At 64.8% G+C, this 15,654-nt stretch carries 10 protein-coding genes and 6 pseudogenes; 12 read left to right on the plus strand and 4 right to left on the minus strand.

The annotated features are described in order from the left end of the window. From BQ7477_RS04960 to manA, 10 genes and pseudogenes are all read left to right on the plus strand, one after another. A pseudogene (locus tag BQ7477_RS04960) lies at positions 1 to 349 on the plus strand (DNA primase); the annotation flags it as partial. A 3-nt stretch (positions 350 to 352) separates the two neighbouring features. Continuing rightward, positions 353 to 832 carry an S-ribosylhomocysteine lyase gene (locus BQ7477_RS04965; RefSeq protein WP_073983042.1) on the plus strand — a complete coding sequence of 160 codons (480 nt, stop codon included), beginning with the start codon at positions 353 to 355 and terminating at the stop codon, positions 830 to 832. Positions 833 to 848: 16 nt separating this feature from the next. Beyond that, a pseudogene (locus BQ7477_RS04970) lies at positions 849 to 1,331 on the plus strand (deoxyguanosinetriphosphate triphosphohydrolase); the annotation flags it as partial. A gap of 266 nt (positions 1,332 to 1,597) precedes the next feature. Next, positions 1,598 to 1,840: a type II toxin-antitoxin system Phd/YefM family antitoxin gene (locus tag BQ7477_RS04980; RefSeq protein ID WP_073983521.1), complete on the plus strand. Its 243-nt coding sequence runs from the start codon at positions 1,598 to 1,600 to the stop codon at positions 1,838 to 1,840. A 2-nt stretch (positions 1,841 to 1,842) separates the two neighbouring features. Continuing rightward, a complete protein-coding gene (locus BQ7477_RS04985) occupies positions 1,843 to 2,103 on the plus strand; it encodes a Txe/YoeB family addiction module toxin (RefSeq protein WP_073983043.1) in 261 nt (86 codons plus the stop codon). Positions 2,104 to 2,232: 129 nt separating this feature from the next. Beyond that, positions 2,233 to 3,381, plus strand: a complete 1,149-nt coding sequence (locus BQ7477_RS04990; RefSeq protein ID WP_073983044.1) for a branched-chain amino acid aminotransferase — start codon at positions 2,233 to 2,235, stop codon at positions 3,379 to 3,381. 163 nt (positions 3,382 to 3,544) lie between these two features. Next, positions 3,545 to 5,146: an ABC transporter ATP-binding protein/permease gene (locus BQ7477_RS04995; protein ID WP_073983045.1), complete on the plus strand. Its 1,602-nt coding sequence runs from the start codon at positions 3,545 to 3,547 to the stop codon at positions 5,144 to 5,146. Then, positions 5,143 to 6,754: pseudogene (locus BQ7477_RS05000) on the plus strand (amino acid ABC transporter ATP-binding/permease protein). Before BQ7477_RS04995 ends, BQ7477_RS05000 begins: the two are co-directional and overlap by 4 nt. Next, positions 6,751 to 8,034: an ABC transporter transmembrane domain-containing protein gene (locus BQ7477_RS05005; RefSeq protein ID WP_073983046.1), complete on the plus strand. Its 1,284-nt coding sequence runs from the start codon at positions 6,751 to 6,753 to the stop codon at positions 8,032 to 8,034. Before BQ7477_RS05000 ends, BQ7477_RS05005 begins: the two are co-directional and overlap by 4 nt. A 79-nt stretch (positions 8,035 to 8,113) precedes the next feature. Continuing rightward, entirely contained in the window at positions 8,114 to 9,331 is a 1,218-nt protein-coding gene (gene manA, locus BQ7477_RS05010) for a mannose-6-phosphate isomerase, class I (protein WP_073983047.1), read from the plus strand. Between the two features lie 211 nt (positions 9,332 to 9,542). On the opposite strand, the gene BQ7477_RS05015 is transcribed toward manA, so the two are convergent. After that, the gene (locus tag BQ7477_RS05015; RefSeq protein WP_073983048.1) at positions 9,543 to 10,235 is read right to left on the minus strand and encodes a type 1 glutamine amidotransferase; all 693 of its coding nucleotides are present in this window, start codon (positions 10,233 to 10,235) and stop codon (positions 9,543 to 9,545) included. 310 nt (positions 10,236 to 10,545) lie between these two features. Continuing rightward, entirely contained in the window at positions 10,546 to 11,739 is a 1,194-nt protein-coding gene (locus BQ7477_RS05020) for a cobalamin-independent methionine synthase II family protein (protein ID WP_073983049.1), read from the minus strand. Positions 11,740 to 12,106: 367 nt separating this feature from the next. On the opposite strand from BQ7477_RS05020, the pseudogene ilvD reads away from it, so the two are divergent. Next, a pseudogene (gene ilvD, locus BQ7477_RS05025) lies at positions 12,107 to 13,531 on the plus strand (dihydroxy-acid dehydratase); the annotation flags it as partial. Positions 13,532 to 13,536: 5 nt separating this feature from the next. Here the strand turns inward: ilvD and BQ7477_RS05030 are convergent. After that, positions 13,537 to 13,971 (minus strand): annotated as a pseudogene (locus BQ7477_RS05030) (MarC family protein); the annotation flags it as partial. Positions 13,972 to 13,985: 14 nt separating this feature from the next. Between BQ7477_RS05030 and BQ7477_RS05035 the strand changes: the two are divergent. Continuing rightward, a pseudogene (locus tag BQ7477_RS05035) lies at positions 13,986 to 14,783 on the plus strand (lipoate--protein ligase family protein); the annotation flags it as partial. Positions 14,784 to 15,040: 257 nt separating this feature from the next. Here the strand turns inward: BQ7477_RS05035 and BQ7477_RS05040 are convergent. Beyond that, positions 15,041 to 15,654 (minus strand): MarC family protein (locus BQ7477_RS05040; protein ID WP_200783477.1); only part of this gene is annotated, 614 nt, incomplete at its 5' end.

Consider the following 15,654-nt stretch of genomic DNA (forward strand, 5'->3'; position numbering starts at 1 on the left):
CACGCAGATGATGCGTCAGGCCGAGGCCCACTTCGGCCCGGGAGAGAACGCGACCCTGGCGGCGTCGCGCCACTTCGTGCAGGTTATCTTGGAGGCGGCGGGGGAGTTTATCGCTCCGTCGGTCACGGAGCTGGCGGTCAATCCGCTACCAGTTGCGGGCGAGGGGGACGTGCGTTCCTATTGTCGCGGCGTCGTCGCCGCGATGGTGCGCATGGACCTGACCAGGCAGTTAGGTGAAACACGTGCGGCCCTGTCGCGCATGAATGAGGAGGACCCGCAGTATTCTGAGGTCTTCCGGTCGCTCATGCGTCTGGAGCAACGCAGGCAAAACTACACCGAAAGGGACTAACTCATGGCAGAAGTGGAGAGCTTCACCCTGGACCATACCGCCGTGAAGGCGCCCTACGTGCGCCTCATCAACGTGGAGTCCGGCCCGAAGGGCGACCAGATTTCGAATTTCGACGTGCGCTTCGTTCAGCCTAACAGCGGCGAGATCCCGACCTCTGGTCTGCACACCATCGAGCATCTCCTCGCATCCCTGCTGCGCGACCGCATCGACGGCGTCATCGACTGCTCGCCGTTCGGCTGCCGCACGGGCTTCCACCTCATCATGTGGGGCACCCCCACCGTCCGTGAGGTGACGGCCGCCATCGCTTCGTCGCTGCACGCCATCGCCGAGGAGGTGACCTGGGAGGACGTTCCGGGCACGGACGTGTACTCCTGCGGCAACTACCGCGATCACTCCCTGTTCAGCGCGCGCGAGTGGAGCCGGACGATCCTCGAGCAGGGCCTGTCCGTCGACCCCTTCGAGCGTGTCTTTATCGTGCACTGATTCCGGGCGAGCACCCGGGAACGCNGAGGGCAACGCCCAGACCCTGCGCGTCGTGACCCGCCTGGAGCCGAAGGTGATCGGGCCGGGCGGCGTGCCAGCGGGCCTGAACCTGTCGCGCGCGACGCTTGACGCGATCTGTAAGTACCCGTGGGTCAAGTCCGGCGGCCCTGACCTGGCCAAGTCGACGCGCAAGTTCTCGGTCTATCCGGACGACGCGCCCGTGTTCGCATGGATGCGCCAGGGTACGCCTGCGGGGCGGCGCTGCCTGGAGGCCCAGATCATGGATCTGTCGGACGACATCGCCTACTCGGTGCACGACATGGAGGACGCGGTCGCGACCCGCAAGCTCGACCCCGCCGATCTTTTCGACGACGAGCACTGCGCGGCGGTCGTCGCTTCCACGCTGGACTGGTACGGGCCCGCGGTGGCGCGCTCGGACCTGGAGGATGCCCTGGAGCGCATCGTGCACATGAGCGTGTGGCTGCGCTCCTTCGACGGCTNACCAGGGGAAGTGCTCCGGGGAGGGGTGCCCGTCACCGGACGAGGCCTCGGCGCCGAAGACGTACAGGCCCGACTTCGCGGCTGCCGTCCAGCGCCCGTCTTGAAGCTCCAGGCCGGGGGAGCGGCGCTCGCGGGAGGGCAGGGCACAGGCGAGGGAGTCAGGCAGAGTTGTCATGCGTTGATCGTATCCTTTCAACAGCATCGCTGCGCACAGACTATGCGTGCGTGAAAGCGTACGTTATGATGGTGATGGAAAGGGACATCATGACTGCTGTCAGTGCTACCGCCGCGCGCTCGAACCTGTATCGGCTCATCGACACCGTGAATGAGGAGTCAACCCCGATCACGATCACCGGACGTCGCGGAAACGCCGTTCTCATCGGCGAGGACGACTGGTCCGCGATTCAGGAAACCCTGTACCTGCAGGGGATTCCCGGAATGACGGACAGTCTGAAGGAAGCCGCTCGCGAAGACCTCGACGACGCACTCGATGACGTGGAGTGGTAGCGATGTGGCGGCTCGTTTTCTCCAAACAGGCCGCGAAGGACGCGAAGAAGCTCTCCGCCAGCGGCCTGAAAGCGAAAGCGCAGGCTCTCATCGAGCTTCTCAAAGAGGACCCGTTCGCGACGCCTCCCCGCTACGAGCGCCTCGTGGGCGACCTCGCCGGGATGTATTCGCGCAGAATTAACATTCAGCACAGGCTCGTCTACGAGGTGTTCGAAGAAGAGCGCACCGTCCGCGTCCTGCGCATGTGGACCCACTACGAATGAGTCTTCCTTGGGGTGAGAACGTCCACAGCAGGTGGGGGAGTGGGTCACATGCCGAAACCAATCGGCCTCGGTGTGAATCGCGGGCATATTCTGGCACCATATTCGTGAAAAACCATCAGAGGAGACCTCATGGCATCGACGCAGCACACCCCCACGGAGCTTGAGGCCGCCGGCGACCTGGCCCTGCCCAGCGCCGACAAGCTGGCCGGTCGTTTTCCAGTGACCCACAACCCTTACCCGGCGACGCCGGAAGAGTACAACGAGATCATGTCGACCCTGGCCTTCGGTAAGAAGTTCACGGATCACATGGCCCACATGCGCTGGACGCGCGAGGGAGGCTGGAGCGACCGCGAAGTCATCCCGTACGGTCCGCTCAATCTGACCCCCGGAACATCCGTCTTCCACTACTGCCAGTCCGTGTTTGAGGGCATCAAGGCCTACAAGCGTGAGGATGGGTCCGTGTGGACGTTCCGCCCCGGCTACAATGCTGCGCGCCTGAACCACTCCGCGCGCCGCCTGGCGCTGCCCGAGCTGAGCCGCGAGGACTTCGTGGCCTCCCTCGTGGATTACGTGCGCACGGACGTCAAGTGGGTGCCCGACGTCGATGGCTCCTCCCTCTACCTGCGTCCCTTCATGTTTGCGTCAGAGGAGTTCGTGGGCGTGCATCCCGCGGGCGTTGTCGACTACTATGTCATCGGCTCGCCGTCGGGTCCCTACTTCAAGGGCGGCCTGTCGGGCGTCGCCATCTGGGTGGAGCGCGAATACCACCGCGCGGGCCCCGGCGGCACCGGCTCTGCGAAGGCTGGCGGCAACTACGCGGCCTCCCTGCTGCCCCAGATCCAGGCCGAGGCCAAGGGCTTCTCTCAGGTCTGTTTCCTGGACACGTACGAGGGCAAGTACCTCGAGGAGCTGGGCGGCATGAACATGTTCGTCGTCATGGCCGACGGCACTATCCGCACCCCCGGGCTCACCGGAGTCATCCTCGAGGGCGGCACCCGCAGCGCGATCCTGCGCATGCTGCGCGACCAGGGCGTGGACGTGCGCGAGGAGAAGATCGCCCTGTCCGAGGTCGTGGACGGGATCCGTTCGGGCGCTGTTGCCGAGGTCTTCGCCTGTGGCACGGCCGCCGTGGTCACCCCGATCACGCGCCTGGCTGGCGACGACTTTGACGTGGAGATTGAGGTGGGGGACAAGACCCGCCAGATTCACAAGCGTCTGACCGACATCCAGTGGGGCCGCGCGGAGGATCCCTACGGCTGGACGTACCGCCTGGCCTGAGCCTGATCGCATCCCCTAGCCACGGCCTCGTCCATCGACGAGGCCGTAGCTGTGTCAAGCCGTCTCATTTTCGTCAGGCGCCACCTTCGTGACGGTAGTGTCAGAACCAAAGTAAGGGTATCCTTCTTTACATGCACGTGTGTGTCGTGGTGATAGGAGAACTATGAAACGCGCGATCATTGTCGTCTGCTCGTGGGCGGCGGCCCTATGCCTGGCGCTCGCCTACCTAACGATCGGCTGGGGCATCGACGATGTCGTGGGCGGTCGCGCCTGGTCGACGTGGTGGCTCGCTCTGGCGGGCGCACTGGCCTCCGGTTTCTTCGCGTGGCTTGTCAGTGCGTTCGGCGCGACCGCCATGAAAGAACTGGAGCCAAGTCTGCGGCACACGATGATCCGTCAGGTCTTCGCCCTGGGGCCGACGCAGCGCACCAACGAGCGTGCGGGCCGCGTCGTCAACTCGGCCACCGATGGCGTGGAGCGTGTGGCTGCCTATAAAGGAATTTTCCTGGCCCCCATGATCGCGTCCCTCACCATACCGATCCTCGTTGTCATCGTCGTTGCACTCGCGCTCGATCCTATCTCTGGGGCTCTTCTAGCTACTGCGATTCCTCTCGTTGCGGTATGCGTCTTGGGTTTCCGTCACGCTTTTAAGCCGGTGTCCGATCGCTACCGGGGTGCCTCGCGCCAACTCGCTGCTAAAGAACTCGATGCGATTCAGGGCTTGGGTGACCTTGCCCTCATGAACGCAGGCAAGGACATGGGTCAGCGACTGGCGCAGGCAGCCGAAGAAGTACGCTCGAAAGTCATGAGCTACCTGGCTGGCAACCAGCTGATCCTTCTCGTCATTGACTCTGTCTTCTCTCTCGGCATGATCACCGGAGCGATCGCACTAGCCCTCATCCGCTACGAGCAGGGAGCCGTGAGCATCGGAGGTGCTCTTTGCCTCGTGCTCCTGTCCTCCATCATGCTCGACCCGCTGGACCGCATCGGCCAGTTCTTCTACATCGGCATGGGAGGCATCGCAGCCAACAAGGAAATCAAGAAGTTCATCGCGCAGACCCCGCCCGTTGCGGATGCAAAGGGCGTCAGCATCCCCGCGATCCCTTCCGCCCCCGGGGAGATCGACCTGTCTGAGGTGTCCTTCTCCTACACCAAGGACACCCCCGTCCTGCGCGACGCGAACCTGACAGTGAACCCGGGCGAGCACGTCGCCTTGGCTGGACCCTCCGGCGCCGGCAAATCCACGATCTCCGCACTCCTGCAAGGATTCCTGCGACCCACGCGCGGACAGGTGAGCCTCAACGGCGTGGATCTGGCTACCGCGCCCCTGTCGTGGGTACGCGCCCAGAGCGCCGTCGTCGAACAGACCACCTATCTCTTCTCCGGTACCCTGCGCGACAACCTCCTCCTGGCTGCTCCCACTGCCACCGACGACCAACTCATCGAAGCCCTGCGCGCAGCACACCTGGGCGAGTTTGTCGACTCCCTGCCCGGAGGCCTCGACGCCTGCGTGGGCGCCCGAGGCCTGGCCGTGTCCGGCGGCGAGGCACAGCGCATCGCGATCGCCCGCGCCTTCTTGAAGAACGCGTCGATCATGATCCTGGATGAACCAACCGCGCACGTGGATCTTGCCTCCGAGCGTGAAATCCTGGCGTCCCTCGATTCGGTGTGCGCCGGGCGCACGACCCTGACGATCTCCCACCGAGACGCGACGATAAAGGACGCCGACCGTGTCGCAACACTCCAGGAAGGAACGATCCGATGACCCGCTGGAAGCTGTCCCTTCGACTCCTATCGATTACGCGCCGAGTGCTGGCCCCATTGGCTCTCTCAATCGCCGCGCGCATCGTCTTTCTGCTGATCGGCATTGGCCTGTTCGCGCTGGGCGGCTGGGCCGTGGCGAGCCTGGCTACCGGCACCAGCGCCTGGTCCATTCCCTTCATCATCGCGTGTGCCGTGAGTCTGAGTCTCTTGAAAGGCGCAGCCCGCTACCTCGAGCAGTTCGCCGGTCACTTCGTTGCCTTCCACTCCCTGGCGATGCTGCGCAACTATTTCTACGACCAGCTTGAACCTCAGGCTCCTGCCGGAACGGATCGCCTGGATTCGGGCGACATTATGAACCGCGTGACAAAAGACATCGACCGCGTCGAGGTTTTCTTCGCCCACACCCTCGCTCCTGTCACGACGGCCTTCATCGTGCCGGTCCTCACCGTCGTGTGGATGGGTTCGGTCGTCTCCTGGACGACAGCTGTCGTGCTGGCTCCCTTCCTGCTCACCGTTGGTGTCATCATCCCATTCCTGGGGTCGGGTTTGACCGCTCGCGCTGCCCGCGAGCTGCGCGAGGCTCGCGGCGCCATCGCTGCCCACGTGACCGACTCGGTGCAGGGCGTGCGAGAAGTCTTGGCGTTCGGCGCGCAAGGCCGCCGCGAGGCCGAAATGGACCAGATTGAAGCGCGCATCGACGCTAGCCTTGGCACTCAGGGCCGCTGGATCGCTCTGCGCCGAGGCCTCAACCAGGCCGCCGTTGGAATCGGAATCGTCACCGTCGCCATGGTGGCGGGCTCGGGCGTGCACGCCGGTACGCTGACGTTGCCGCAGGCGGGTCTCGCCATCGGCATCGCTTTGGGGGCTTTCGGTCCGGTCCTCGCGGTTGAAGAGTTCGCAGCCGACCTGGACCAAGCTTTCGCGTCCGCCGCCCGCGTTTTCGCGATCACTGACCGCGCGCCCGTCGTAGCGGACCCGGCAGATCCCAAGCCCCTGACGCCCGGCGACATCGACATCACCGGCGTCAGCTTCGCTTACCCGACGGATGAGACCGCGCCTGCGCCCGCTCCCACGGTCCTGGAGGGCGTCAATATCCACATCCCTGCGGGCACGCACGCCGCGATTGTGGGAGCTTCCGGGTCCGGCAAGTCCACCCTGGCCTCGCTCATCACGCGCACGTGGGATCCCGCTTCCGGTGCCGTTAGCATCGGCGGAACGAACATCGCCGACGTATCCTTGCATGACCTGCGCACCGTGGTCGCCTCCGCTCCCCAACGCCCCTACCTGTTCAACGACACCCTGCGCGCCAACCTGCTCCTCGCCGCCCCACAGGCGAGCGNGCCTCGACGCCTGCGTGGGCGCCCGAGGCCTGGCCGTGTCCGGCGGCGAGGCACAGCGCATCGCGATCGCCCGCGCCTTCTTGAAGAACGCGTCGATCATGATCCTGGATGAACCAACCGCGCACGTGGATCTTGCCTCCGAGCGTGAAATCCTGGCGTCCCTCGATTCGGTGTGCGCCGGGCGCACGACCCTGACGATCTCCCACCGAGACGCGACGATAAAGGACGCCGACCGTGTCGCAACACTCCAGGAAGGAACGATCCGATGACCCGCTGGAAGCTGTCCCTTCGACTCCTATCGATTACGCGCCGAGTGCTGGCCCCATTGGCTCTCTCAATCGCCGCGCGCATCGTCTTTCTGCTGATCGGCATTGGCCTGTTCGCGCTGGGCGGCTGGGCCGTGGCGAGCCTGGCTACCGGCACCAGCGCCTGGTCCATTCCCTTCATCATCGCGTGTGCCGTGAGTCTGAGTCTCTTGAAAGGCGCAGCCCGCTACCTCGAGCAGTTCGCCGGTCACTTCGTTGCCTTCCACTCCCTGGCGATGCTGCGCAACTATTTCTACGACCAGCTTGAACCTCAGGCTCCTGCCGGAACGGATCGCCTGGATTCGGGCGACATTATGAACCGCGTGACAAAAGACATCGACCGCGTCGAGGTTTTCTTCGCCCACACCCTCGCTCCTGTCACGACGGCCTTCATCGTGCCGGTCCTCACCGTCGTGTGGATGGGTTCGGTCGTCTCCTGGACGACAGCTGTCGTGCTGGCTCCCTTCCTGCTCACCGTTGGTGTCATCATCCCATTCCTGGGGTCGGGTTTGACCGCTCGCGCTGCCCGCGAGCTGCGCGAGGCTCGCGGCGCCATCGCTGCCCACGTGACCGACTCGGTGCAGGGCGTGCGAGAAGTCTTGGCGTTCGGCGCGCAAGGCCGCCGCGAGGCCGAAATGGACCAGATTGAAGCGCGCATCGACGCTAGCCTTGGCACTCAGGGCCGCTGGATCGCTCTGCGCCGAGGCCTCAACCAGGCCGCCGTTGGAATCGGAATCGTCACCGTCGCCATGGTGGCGGGCTCGGGCGTGCACGCCGGTACGCTGACGTTGCCGCAGGCGGGTCTCGCCATCGGCATCGCTTTGGGGGCTTTCGGTCCGGTCCTCGCGGTTGAAGAGTTCGCAGCCGACCTGGACCAAGCTTTCGCGTCCGCCGCCCGCGTTTTCGCGATCACTGACCGCGCGCCCGTCGTANTCCAGCGTCAGCGCCTGGCCCTGGCACGCGCGCTCCTGCGCGACGCGCCCATCTACGTCCTCGACGAGGCCACGAGCCAGGTTGACCCGGTCACCGAGGCGCGCGTACGCGAGGGCATCGCCCGCGTCGCGAAGGGCCGCACCATCGTCGAGATCGCCCACCGTATCAGTGCCGTGCGCGACGCCGACCTGATCATTGTCATGGACGCGGGCCGCGTCGTGGAAACCGGTACCTACGCCGAGCTGCACGCGTGTGGCGGCGCACTCGCCATGCTCGAAGCACGCGAAACCGACGCCCAACCTAGCGCCTGAAAGCCGCGTGGGCGCGGGAATAGTGCCACGGCCTCGCGCCTCGCCTCTTTGCGAGTCCGATACCGATAGGATTCACCCTATGGAAAGATTGATCGGCTGGACGAAAGCTGACGCGTGGGGGTCCACGAACGCGATTCCGGAGTTCTTGGGCGCCGCCGCCGGGGACGAACCGGTGTCGGAGGTGTGGTTCGGTACTCACCCGGACGGGCCGACGCTGCTGACGGACGGTGACACACTCGCCGACTTTATCGACGTCGATCCCAAGCATGCGCTGGGAGGTGGCCTGCTCTACGCATTCGGTTCGACGTTGCCCTACCTGGCGAAAATTATTGCGCCCGCGCAAACTCTGTCCCTGCAGGTGCATCCGACGAAGGAGATTGCGCGCGAGGGCTACCTGCGCGAAGAGGTCCTCGGGATTGAACGCACGGATCCGCGCCGCGTGTACAGGGATATGAACCACAAGCCGGAGATGATTTACGCGCTCACGGAGTTCAGTGCGCTTGTGGGCTTCCGCGTGCCGCGCAAGGCGCGTGAGCTCCTGGTTGGCCTAGAGGGGGAGTTGGCTGAGCGCTTGCGCCACCGCTTGAAGCTCTCGACCGTGCGCGGAGGCCTTCGTTCCTTGGCAACCTGGCTCTTTGACGAGGATTCCCCGGCGACGCCCGAGCGCATTGCCGAGTTCGTGGCCTCGTGCCGCGCGCGCCTCGCTTCGGGGGACTCACCCTCGCCGCGCACAGACACGCTCGTGAGCGTCCTAGGGGAGAAACACCCGGGTGACCCGGGCATCATCGTCGCCTTCCTCATGAACCCGGTGTCGCTGCGCCCCGGCGAGGCCGTCTACATTCCGCCGCTCCAGATCCACGCCTACCAGTCAGGCCTGGGCATCGAGGTCATGGCCTCCTCCGACAACGTCGTGCGCGCGGGCCTGACCCGAAAGTACGTGGATTCCGCACAGCTCGTGGAGATTACCGAGTTCTCAGCGTTGCCGCCCGTGCGCGTGGCCCCCGAGCATCCTTCGGCGACGACGGATCGTTTCCTGGCGCCCGCCCAGGAATTCGAGCTGTCCGTGACGACGTTGGCGCCAGGCACGCACGCGTCGCGTGTAGACGAGGTTGTGGTGCCCGGAGAGGGACCGCGCATTATTATCGCGACCTCCGGCTCAGTGACCCTGCACGTGAGCGAGGAACAGGGGGGACAGGCAGTGGGGCTGAGCCGCGGGCAGGCCGTTTTTGTTTCGGCAGCCGAACGTCGCGTGTGGGCGTACGGCACCGGTTCATTCGTGCAGGTCGGTGCCCCCTGATCGGAATATGACGCGCTGAGACGACGCTACGGCGACCCTCGTTGTCAAGCCTATCCACGTGATGGTCTTGGTTCCTGACAAAGCCTTCATGTTCCTGAATATTCGCTTAAACTAAAAATTGGGTCTCAGTTTCGCTCGCTGCGATGAGACCCGACTGTCAATCGCAGTGCGGGCGCCGCGTGGGGGCGCCCGCACTGCGATTCTGTGTATGTCAGAAGATGCCGCTGACCCAGTCGGCCAGCGTCTTACAGGTATCCGCCAGCTCCCCCTCGTGGGCGTCGTAACCCGCCACGATGTCCTCGGTGTCAACCTCGTCGTTGTTCTGCGCCCACACGGTTGCGCTTTCGCGCGTGACCTCTGGGTGGAACTGGACACCGAGCGCGCTACCGAAGGAGAAAATCTGCGTGTACTTGTCTGAGCGTGCCCACTCGCGCGCTCCGCGAGGGAGCTCGACGATGGCGTCGCCATGATCGGCGAAGACCGTGTGGGTCGACGCCAAGGCCATGCGTAAGGGGACGGCCCCACCCCCGCCCGCTTGATCGTTTGTACCCCAGGTAAGGGAGATGACCCCGTATTCGGGGCCGCAAGGATCCGCGACGCTGACGCGCCCGCCGAAGGTGGCTGCGATCAGCTGGGCCCCCAAACAGATACCGAGGACGCGCACGTTCGCGCGTACGCAGCGGCGCACGAGTTCACGCTCGTCTTCCAGCCACGGCCACGCCTCGTCGTCGTAGGCGTTAGCGCGCCCGCCGAGCAGAATCAGGGCATCCGGCAGGGTAGCGACGGCCTGATCGTGAAGGTATTTGGTATTTTCCCACGCGCGCACCACCTCGTGACCGCCGAGGAAGGCGGACAGCTGACCCACCGGAACAATCGGGTCGTTTTGAATCACGAGGACGCTCATACGCCAATTGTAGTCGCGATCACCCTTACGTACCCATCTACGTACCCATCGGCCAGTGACGACGACAAACAGGGGGCATTTGTATTAACGGAGTAGAAGCATCGGACGCACACCAGCCCCCGGTCCCGGAACTCGACGCGGCGTGCGATCCCCACCGCGGCAGGCCGACCCGGAAACAGGGGCTGCGGCACACGCTATATTGTGTGAGGCGAAGCTCAAAAAACATGGAAAGTCACCTGAAAAAACCCTGAAAAAGCGCGCGGGGCGGACAAAGATCCACCCCGCGCGCCCCAGGCCAGCAATCAGGCGATCACTTCGACGCGAGACGAGCGCCCTGCGCCAGCGCCTCCAGCTTCGCCCACGCAATCGACGGGTAGATACGGCCGCCCAGGCCACAGTCCGTCGACGCCACGACTCGTTCGTCGCCCACGATGTCCGCGAACTGGCGGATGCGCTGAGCAACCAGCTCCGGGTGCTCCACGACGTTCGTCGAGTGTGACACCACGCCCGGGATCAGGTACTTGCCCTCGGGCAGTGGGGTGTCCCGCCAGATCGTCCACTCGTGCGCGTGGCGAGCGTTCGCCGCCTCGAACGTCAGGCCATTCGCGTTGACCAGCAGGGCCAGATCCACGATGTCCTTGAACGCAATATCCGTCGTGTGTGGGCCGTGCCACGAACCCCAGCACACGTGGAAACGAACCAGATCCGGGTCAATGCCCTCCAGCGCGTGGTTCAGCGCGTCAATACGCACCCGCGAGAACGTGCGATAATCCTCAACGGACGGCTCCGGGTTCATCTGATCCCAGCCTTCCGCAATATCCGGCGCGTCAATCTGCACCGTTAGACCAGCGTCCGTAATGCGCTTGTACTCCTCGCGCAGCACATCCGCGCATGCCCACACCACGGCCTCGTCGTCCTCGTAGAACGCGTTGGCCACGCGAGCAGCCGAACCCGGCGAAATCGCCGCCACGAAACCATCCGACACGGGCTTGCCCGCTGCCTCCAGCGCGTGCTTCGTGCCCGCTATGTCGCGCTCCACGGCCTCGGCGCCGATGTAGGTCAGCTCGCCCGTGATCGTCGGGAACGCAATCGGGTTGCGGTTCGCAATGTGAATGCCCGAATCCGGGTCGCCGTACGCGTCCGCGAAACGCTGCCAGTCGCGGCGCTGCGCAAACGACGAGAAGGACAGGCGCCCATCGCGGCCAGCCGGGGGACGCACATCAAAACGCTGTACGTCCTCAAAGGACAGCCCGCCGAAACGGGAGAAGGAATACGTCCACCACGCGCCGTAATCAACCGTGTCGATCATCGCATGGCCGTACTCGCCGTCATTGACAATATCCAGGCCGATCTCAGTCTGACGCTTGACGACGCCGTCAACCTGATCCTGCAGCAGCGACGCGAAATCAGCTTCGTCGAGAGAACCTTCGCGGCGCGCACGATTTGCGTCAAGTAACTCGGGGGTACGGGGCAGGGAACCAACATGAGTGGTGCGAATCGTCATCGCAGTCCTTTCTCTTTTCTGTGCCTTCAGCCTACGGTTCGCGCCTTGGCGACGAAGGCGATTGTCCGATCCGTGACCAATGTAATCAACCACTCGGACGATTGCGTGCTATTTCATGCACATACCCCTTGCGTTTTCCCACGCACACAGCACGCAAGCGTCCATCCTCTGACACACAGCACCGCTCGCCACAGCCCACGGAATACCGCGCGAAAACCACCCGACCTGAGCCCCGGCCTCGTCCATGAGACGAAACCCGCACGGAAACGCGACGCTCACACTCCTACTGTTGACTCATTACAAGGCAAAAGAAAGGCACATCATGAGTCGCCCGCTGCGCTCGGCAACATCCACCCAAGGCCGCAACATGGCCGGAGCTCGCGCCCTGTGGCGCGCCACCGGCATGAAGGACGGCGACTTCGGCAAGCCGATCATCGCCATCGCCAACTCCTACACCCAGTTCGTACCCGGCCACGTGCACCTGAAGAACATGGGGGACCTCGTCGCCGGAGCCATCGAAGCGGCCGGCGGCGTCGCCAAGGAATTCAACACGATCGCCGTCGACGACGGCATCGCAATGGGCCACGACGGCATGCTCTACTCCCTGCCCAGCCGCGACCTCATCGCCGACTGTGTCGAAACCATGGTCAATGCGCACCGCGCCGACGCCCTCGTGTGCATCTCCAACTGCGACAAGATCACCCCCGGCATGCTCCTGGCCGCCATGCGCCTGAACATCCCCACCATCTTCGTCTCCGGTGGCCCCATGGAGTCCGGCGCCGCTGTCGAGGGCGTCGTCGAGCACCGCCTCGACCTCATCGACGCCATGGTCATGGCCGTCGACGACTCCGTCAGCGACAACCAGCTCGCGACCGTCGAAGCCAACGCGTGCCCCACCTGCGGCTCCTGCGCCGGCATGTTCACCGCGAACTCCATGAACTGCCTCAACGAGGCCATCGGCCTGGCCCTGCCTGGCAACGGCACCACCCTGGCCACCCAGATCGAACGCAAGAAGCTTTTCACCGAGGCCGGCACGCGCATCGTCGACATGTGCCGCGCCTACTACGACAATGAAGACGACTCGGTCCTTCCGCGCTCCATCGCCACGAAGGAAGCCTTCGAGAACGCCATGAGCCTGGACGTTGCCATGGGCGGCTCCACCAACACCGTGCTCCACATCCTCGCCATCGCCCACGAGGCCGGTGTTGACTTCACGCTCGACGACATCGACGCGATCTCGCGCCGCGTGCCCTGCCTGTGCAAGGTGGCCCCCAACTCCACGACCTACCACATCGAGCACGTCCACCGCGCCGGCGGCATCCCCGCCCTGCTCGGCGAGCTCGACCGCGCGGGCCTGCTCCACCGCGACGTCCACTCCGTCCACTCCGACAACCTGGAGAACTGGCTGGGCGCGTGGGACGTGCGCAGGGGGACCGTCACCGACGAGGCCAAGCACCGCTTCCTCGCCGCCCCCGGCGGCGTGCGCACCACCCAGGCCTTCTCGACCGCCAACCTGTTCGAGTCCCTCGATACCGACTCCGTCTCCGGCTGCATCCGCTCCGTCGACCACGCCTACACGAAGGACGGCGGCCTGGCCGTCCTCTACGGCAACATCGCCGCAGGCGGCGCGATCATCAAGTCCGCCGGCATCGACGAGTCCCTCTTCCACTTCGTCGGCAAGGCCTTCGTCGTCGAATCCCAGGAGGAAGCCGTCGAGGCCATCCTCAGCAAGCAGGTCAAGGAAGGCGACGTCGTCGTCATCTTGTACGAGGGTCCCAAGGGCGGCCCCGGCATNACCGCGATCCCGAGGACGATGCCGATGTGGAAACCGACGGCCGTGTTGCGGGCGGCCAGCGCGATGACGACGCCGATCGAGCCGGGGCCCGCGATGAGCGGCAACGCCATGGGGGAGAAGGACACGTCCGGCTTTGCCGTCGCGTGCTGGGCCTCCTCATGGGTGGCGCGGCGCTTGTTTTCCAGCATCGAGAAGCCCGAGTGTGCGACGACCAGGCCGCCCGCGATCTGCAGGGACGGCAGGTCGAAGCCGAAGAAACGCATGATGAGCGAGCCGCTGACCGCGAACACGGTGAGGATGGCGAACACGTAGATGCCGGTCTTCCAGGCCTGCGAGCGCACCGCCGCCGGAGAATCACCGGCGGTGAGTCCCGCGAACGCCGCGAGACCACCGATCGGGTTGGTGATTGGGGTGAGCGCGAGGATCGCCGCGGACATTCCAGCGAGAACGNGCCGTGCGCCGCGCGCTGGGCGCCGCCCTGTCGTGGGACGACATCGACTTCGACGTCATCCACGGCCCCGTCGTCGACCCGATGATCAACGTCGCCATGGACGAAACCCTGGTCGAGGACGTGGCCGCGGGGCGCCGCAAGCCCTTCATGCGCCTGTGGGAGTGGAACGGCCCCCAGGTCGTCATCGGCTCCTTCCAGTCCTACCAGAACGAAATCCAACAGGACGGGGTCGAGCGCTACGGCATCACCGTGTCTCGGCGCGTCACCGGCGGCGGCGCCATGTTCATGGAGCCCGGCAACTGCATCACCTACTCGCTCGTCATTCCCACCGCCCTGGTGGAGGGGATGAGCTTCGAGCAGGCCTACCCGTACCTGGATCAGTGGGTCATGGAGGTCCTGGACAAGCTGGGCATCAAGGCCACGTACGTGCCGCTCAACGACATCGCCTCCGAGTACGGAAAGATCGGCGGCGCCGCGCAGAAGCGCTGGGCGAACGGCTACATGGTCCACCACGTGACCATGGCTTACGACATCGACGCCATCAAGATGAACGAGGTTCTGCGCATCGGCATGGAGAAGATCCGCGACAAGGGCACCCGCAGCGCCGTCAAACGCGTGGACCCCATGCGCTCCCAGACCGGCATGGCGCGTGAGGAGATCCTCCAGGCTTTCTTCGACCACTTCAAGGAGAAGTACAACGCCACGGTCGGCACCATCACCGAGGCGGATCTTGAGGTCGCGCGGAAGCGCTGCGAGACGAAGTTCGCGCGCGAGGAGTGGGTGCACCGCATCCCCTGAGTACGGATGTCTGGCTCGGTGCGAGCCGGGCGTTCCCGGGCCCGCTTCGGCGTCGTTTCGACGAGGCCGGGGCGGGCTTTCGTGTTCCCGTGCGGCTGCCCCCAAATTTCGCACGTAATTCCCGTGTCAACCTTTTATGTTTTTTAGTATCCACCCTTGAAATAGCAACGAAACAAGACAATTCGCGGAATGGATCAGAGGGGAATTACGTGCGACATTGGGGTATGGCGCGCAATGAGGCCGGGGCGGGCGAGAGCTTAGAAGAGCTGGAGTGCGCGTACCCCGTGGATGATGAGCTCGACGCCGATGACGAGGATCAGGAAGCCCATGATGCGTACGATCGCGCCGACGCCGGTGGCGCCCAGCTTGTCGATCCAGGGAGTGCCGTAGCGCAGCAGCGCCGCGATGAGGGCGGCCGTCACCGCGATCCCGAGGACGATGCCGATGTGGAAACCGACGGCCGTGTTGCGGGCGGCCAGCGCGATGACGACGCCGATCGAGCCGGGGCCCGCGATGAGCGGCAACGCCATGGGGGAGAAGGACACGTCCGGCTTTGCCGTCGCGTGCTGGGCCTCCTCATGGGTGGCGCGGCGCTTGTTTTCCAGCATCGAGAAGCCCGAGTGTGCGACGACCAGGCCGCCCGCGATCTGCAGGGACGGCAGGTCGAAGCCGAAGAAACGCATGATGAGCGAGCCGCTGACCGCGAACACGGTGAGGATGGCGAACACGTAGATGCCGGTCTTCCAGGCCTGCGAGCGCACCGCCGCCGGAGAATCACCGGCGGTGAGTCCCGCGAACGCCGCGAGACCACCGATCGGGTTGGTGATTGGGGTGAGCGCGAGGATCGCCGCGGACATTCCAGCGAGAACGG

It is taken from the genome of Actinomyces bouchesdurhonensis (assembly GCF_900128465.1).
Taxonomy (GTDB): Bacteria; Actinomycetota; Actinomycetes; order Actinomycetales; family Actinomycetaceae; genus Pauljensenia; species Pauljensenia bouchesdurhonensis.

Bases quoted from the DNA above. Each gene is read 5' to 3' on its own strand.
- BQ7477_RS04965 (WP_073983042.1), top strand. From the start codon at position 353: ATGGCAGAAGTGGAGAGCTTCACCCTGGACCATACCGCCGTGAAGGCG.
- BQ7477_RS04980 (WP_073983521.1), top strand. From the start codon at position 1,598: ATGACTGCTGTCAGTGCTACCGCCGCGCGCTCGAACCTGTATCGGCTC.
- BQ7477_RS04985 (WP_073983043.1), top strand. From the start codon at position 1,843: ATGTGGCGGCTCGTTTTCTCCAAACAGGCCGCGAAGGACGCGAAGAAG.
- BQ7477_RS04990 (WP_073983044.1), top strand. From the start codon at position 2,233: ATGGCATCGACGCAGCACACCCCCACGGAGCTTGAGGCCGCCGGCGAC.
- BQ7477_RS04995 (WP_073983045.1), top strand. From the start codon at position 3,545: ATGAAACGCGCGATCATTGTCGTCTGCTCGTGGGCGGCGGCCCTATGC.
- manA (WP_073983047.1), top strand. From the start codon at position 8,114: ATGGAAAGATTGATCGGCTGGACGAAAGCTGACGCGTGGGGGTCCACG.
- BQ7477_RS05015 (WP_073983048.1), bottom strand. From the start codon at position 10,235: ATGAGCGTCCTCGTGATTCAAAACGACCCGATTGTTCCGGTGGGTCAG.
- BQ7477_RS05020 (WP_073983049.1), bottom strand. From the start codon at position 11,739: ATGACGATTCGCACCACTCATGTTGGTTCCCTGCCCCGTACCCCCGAG.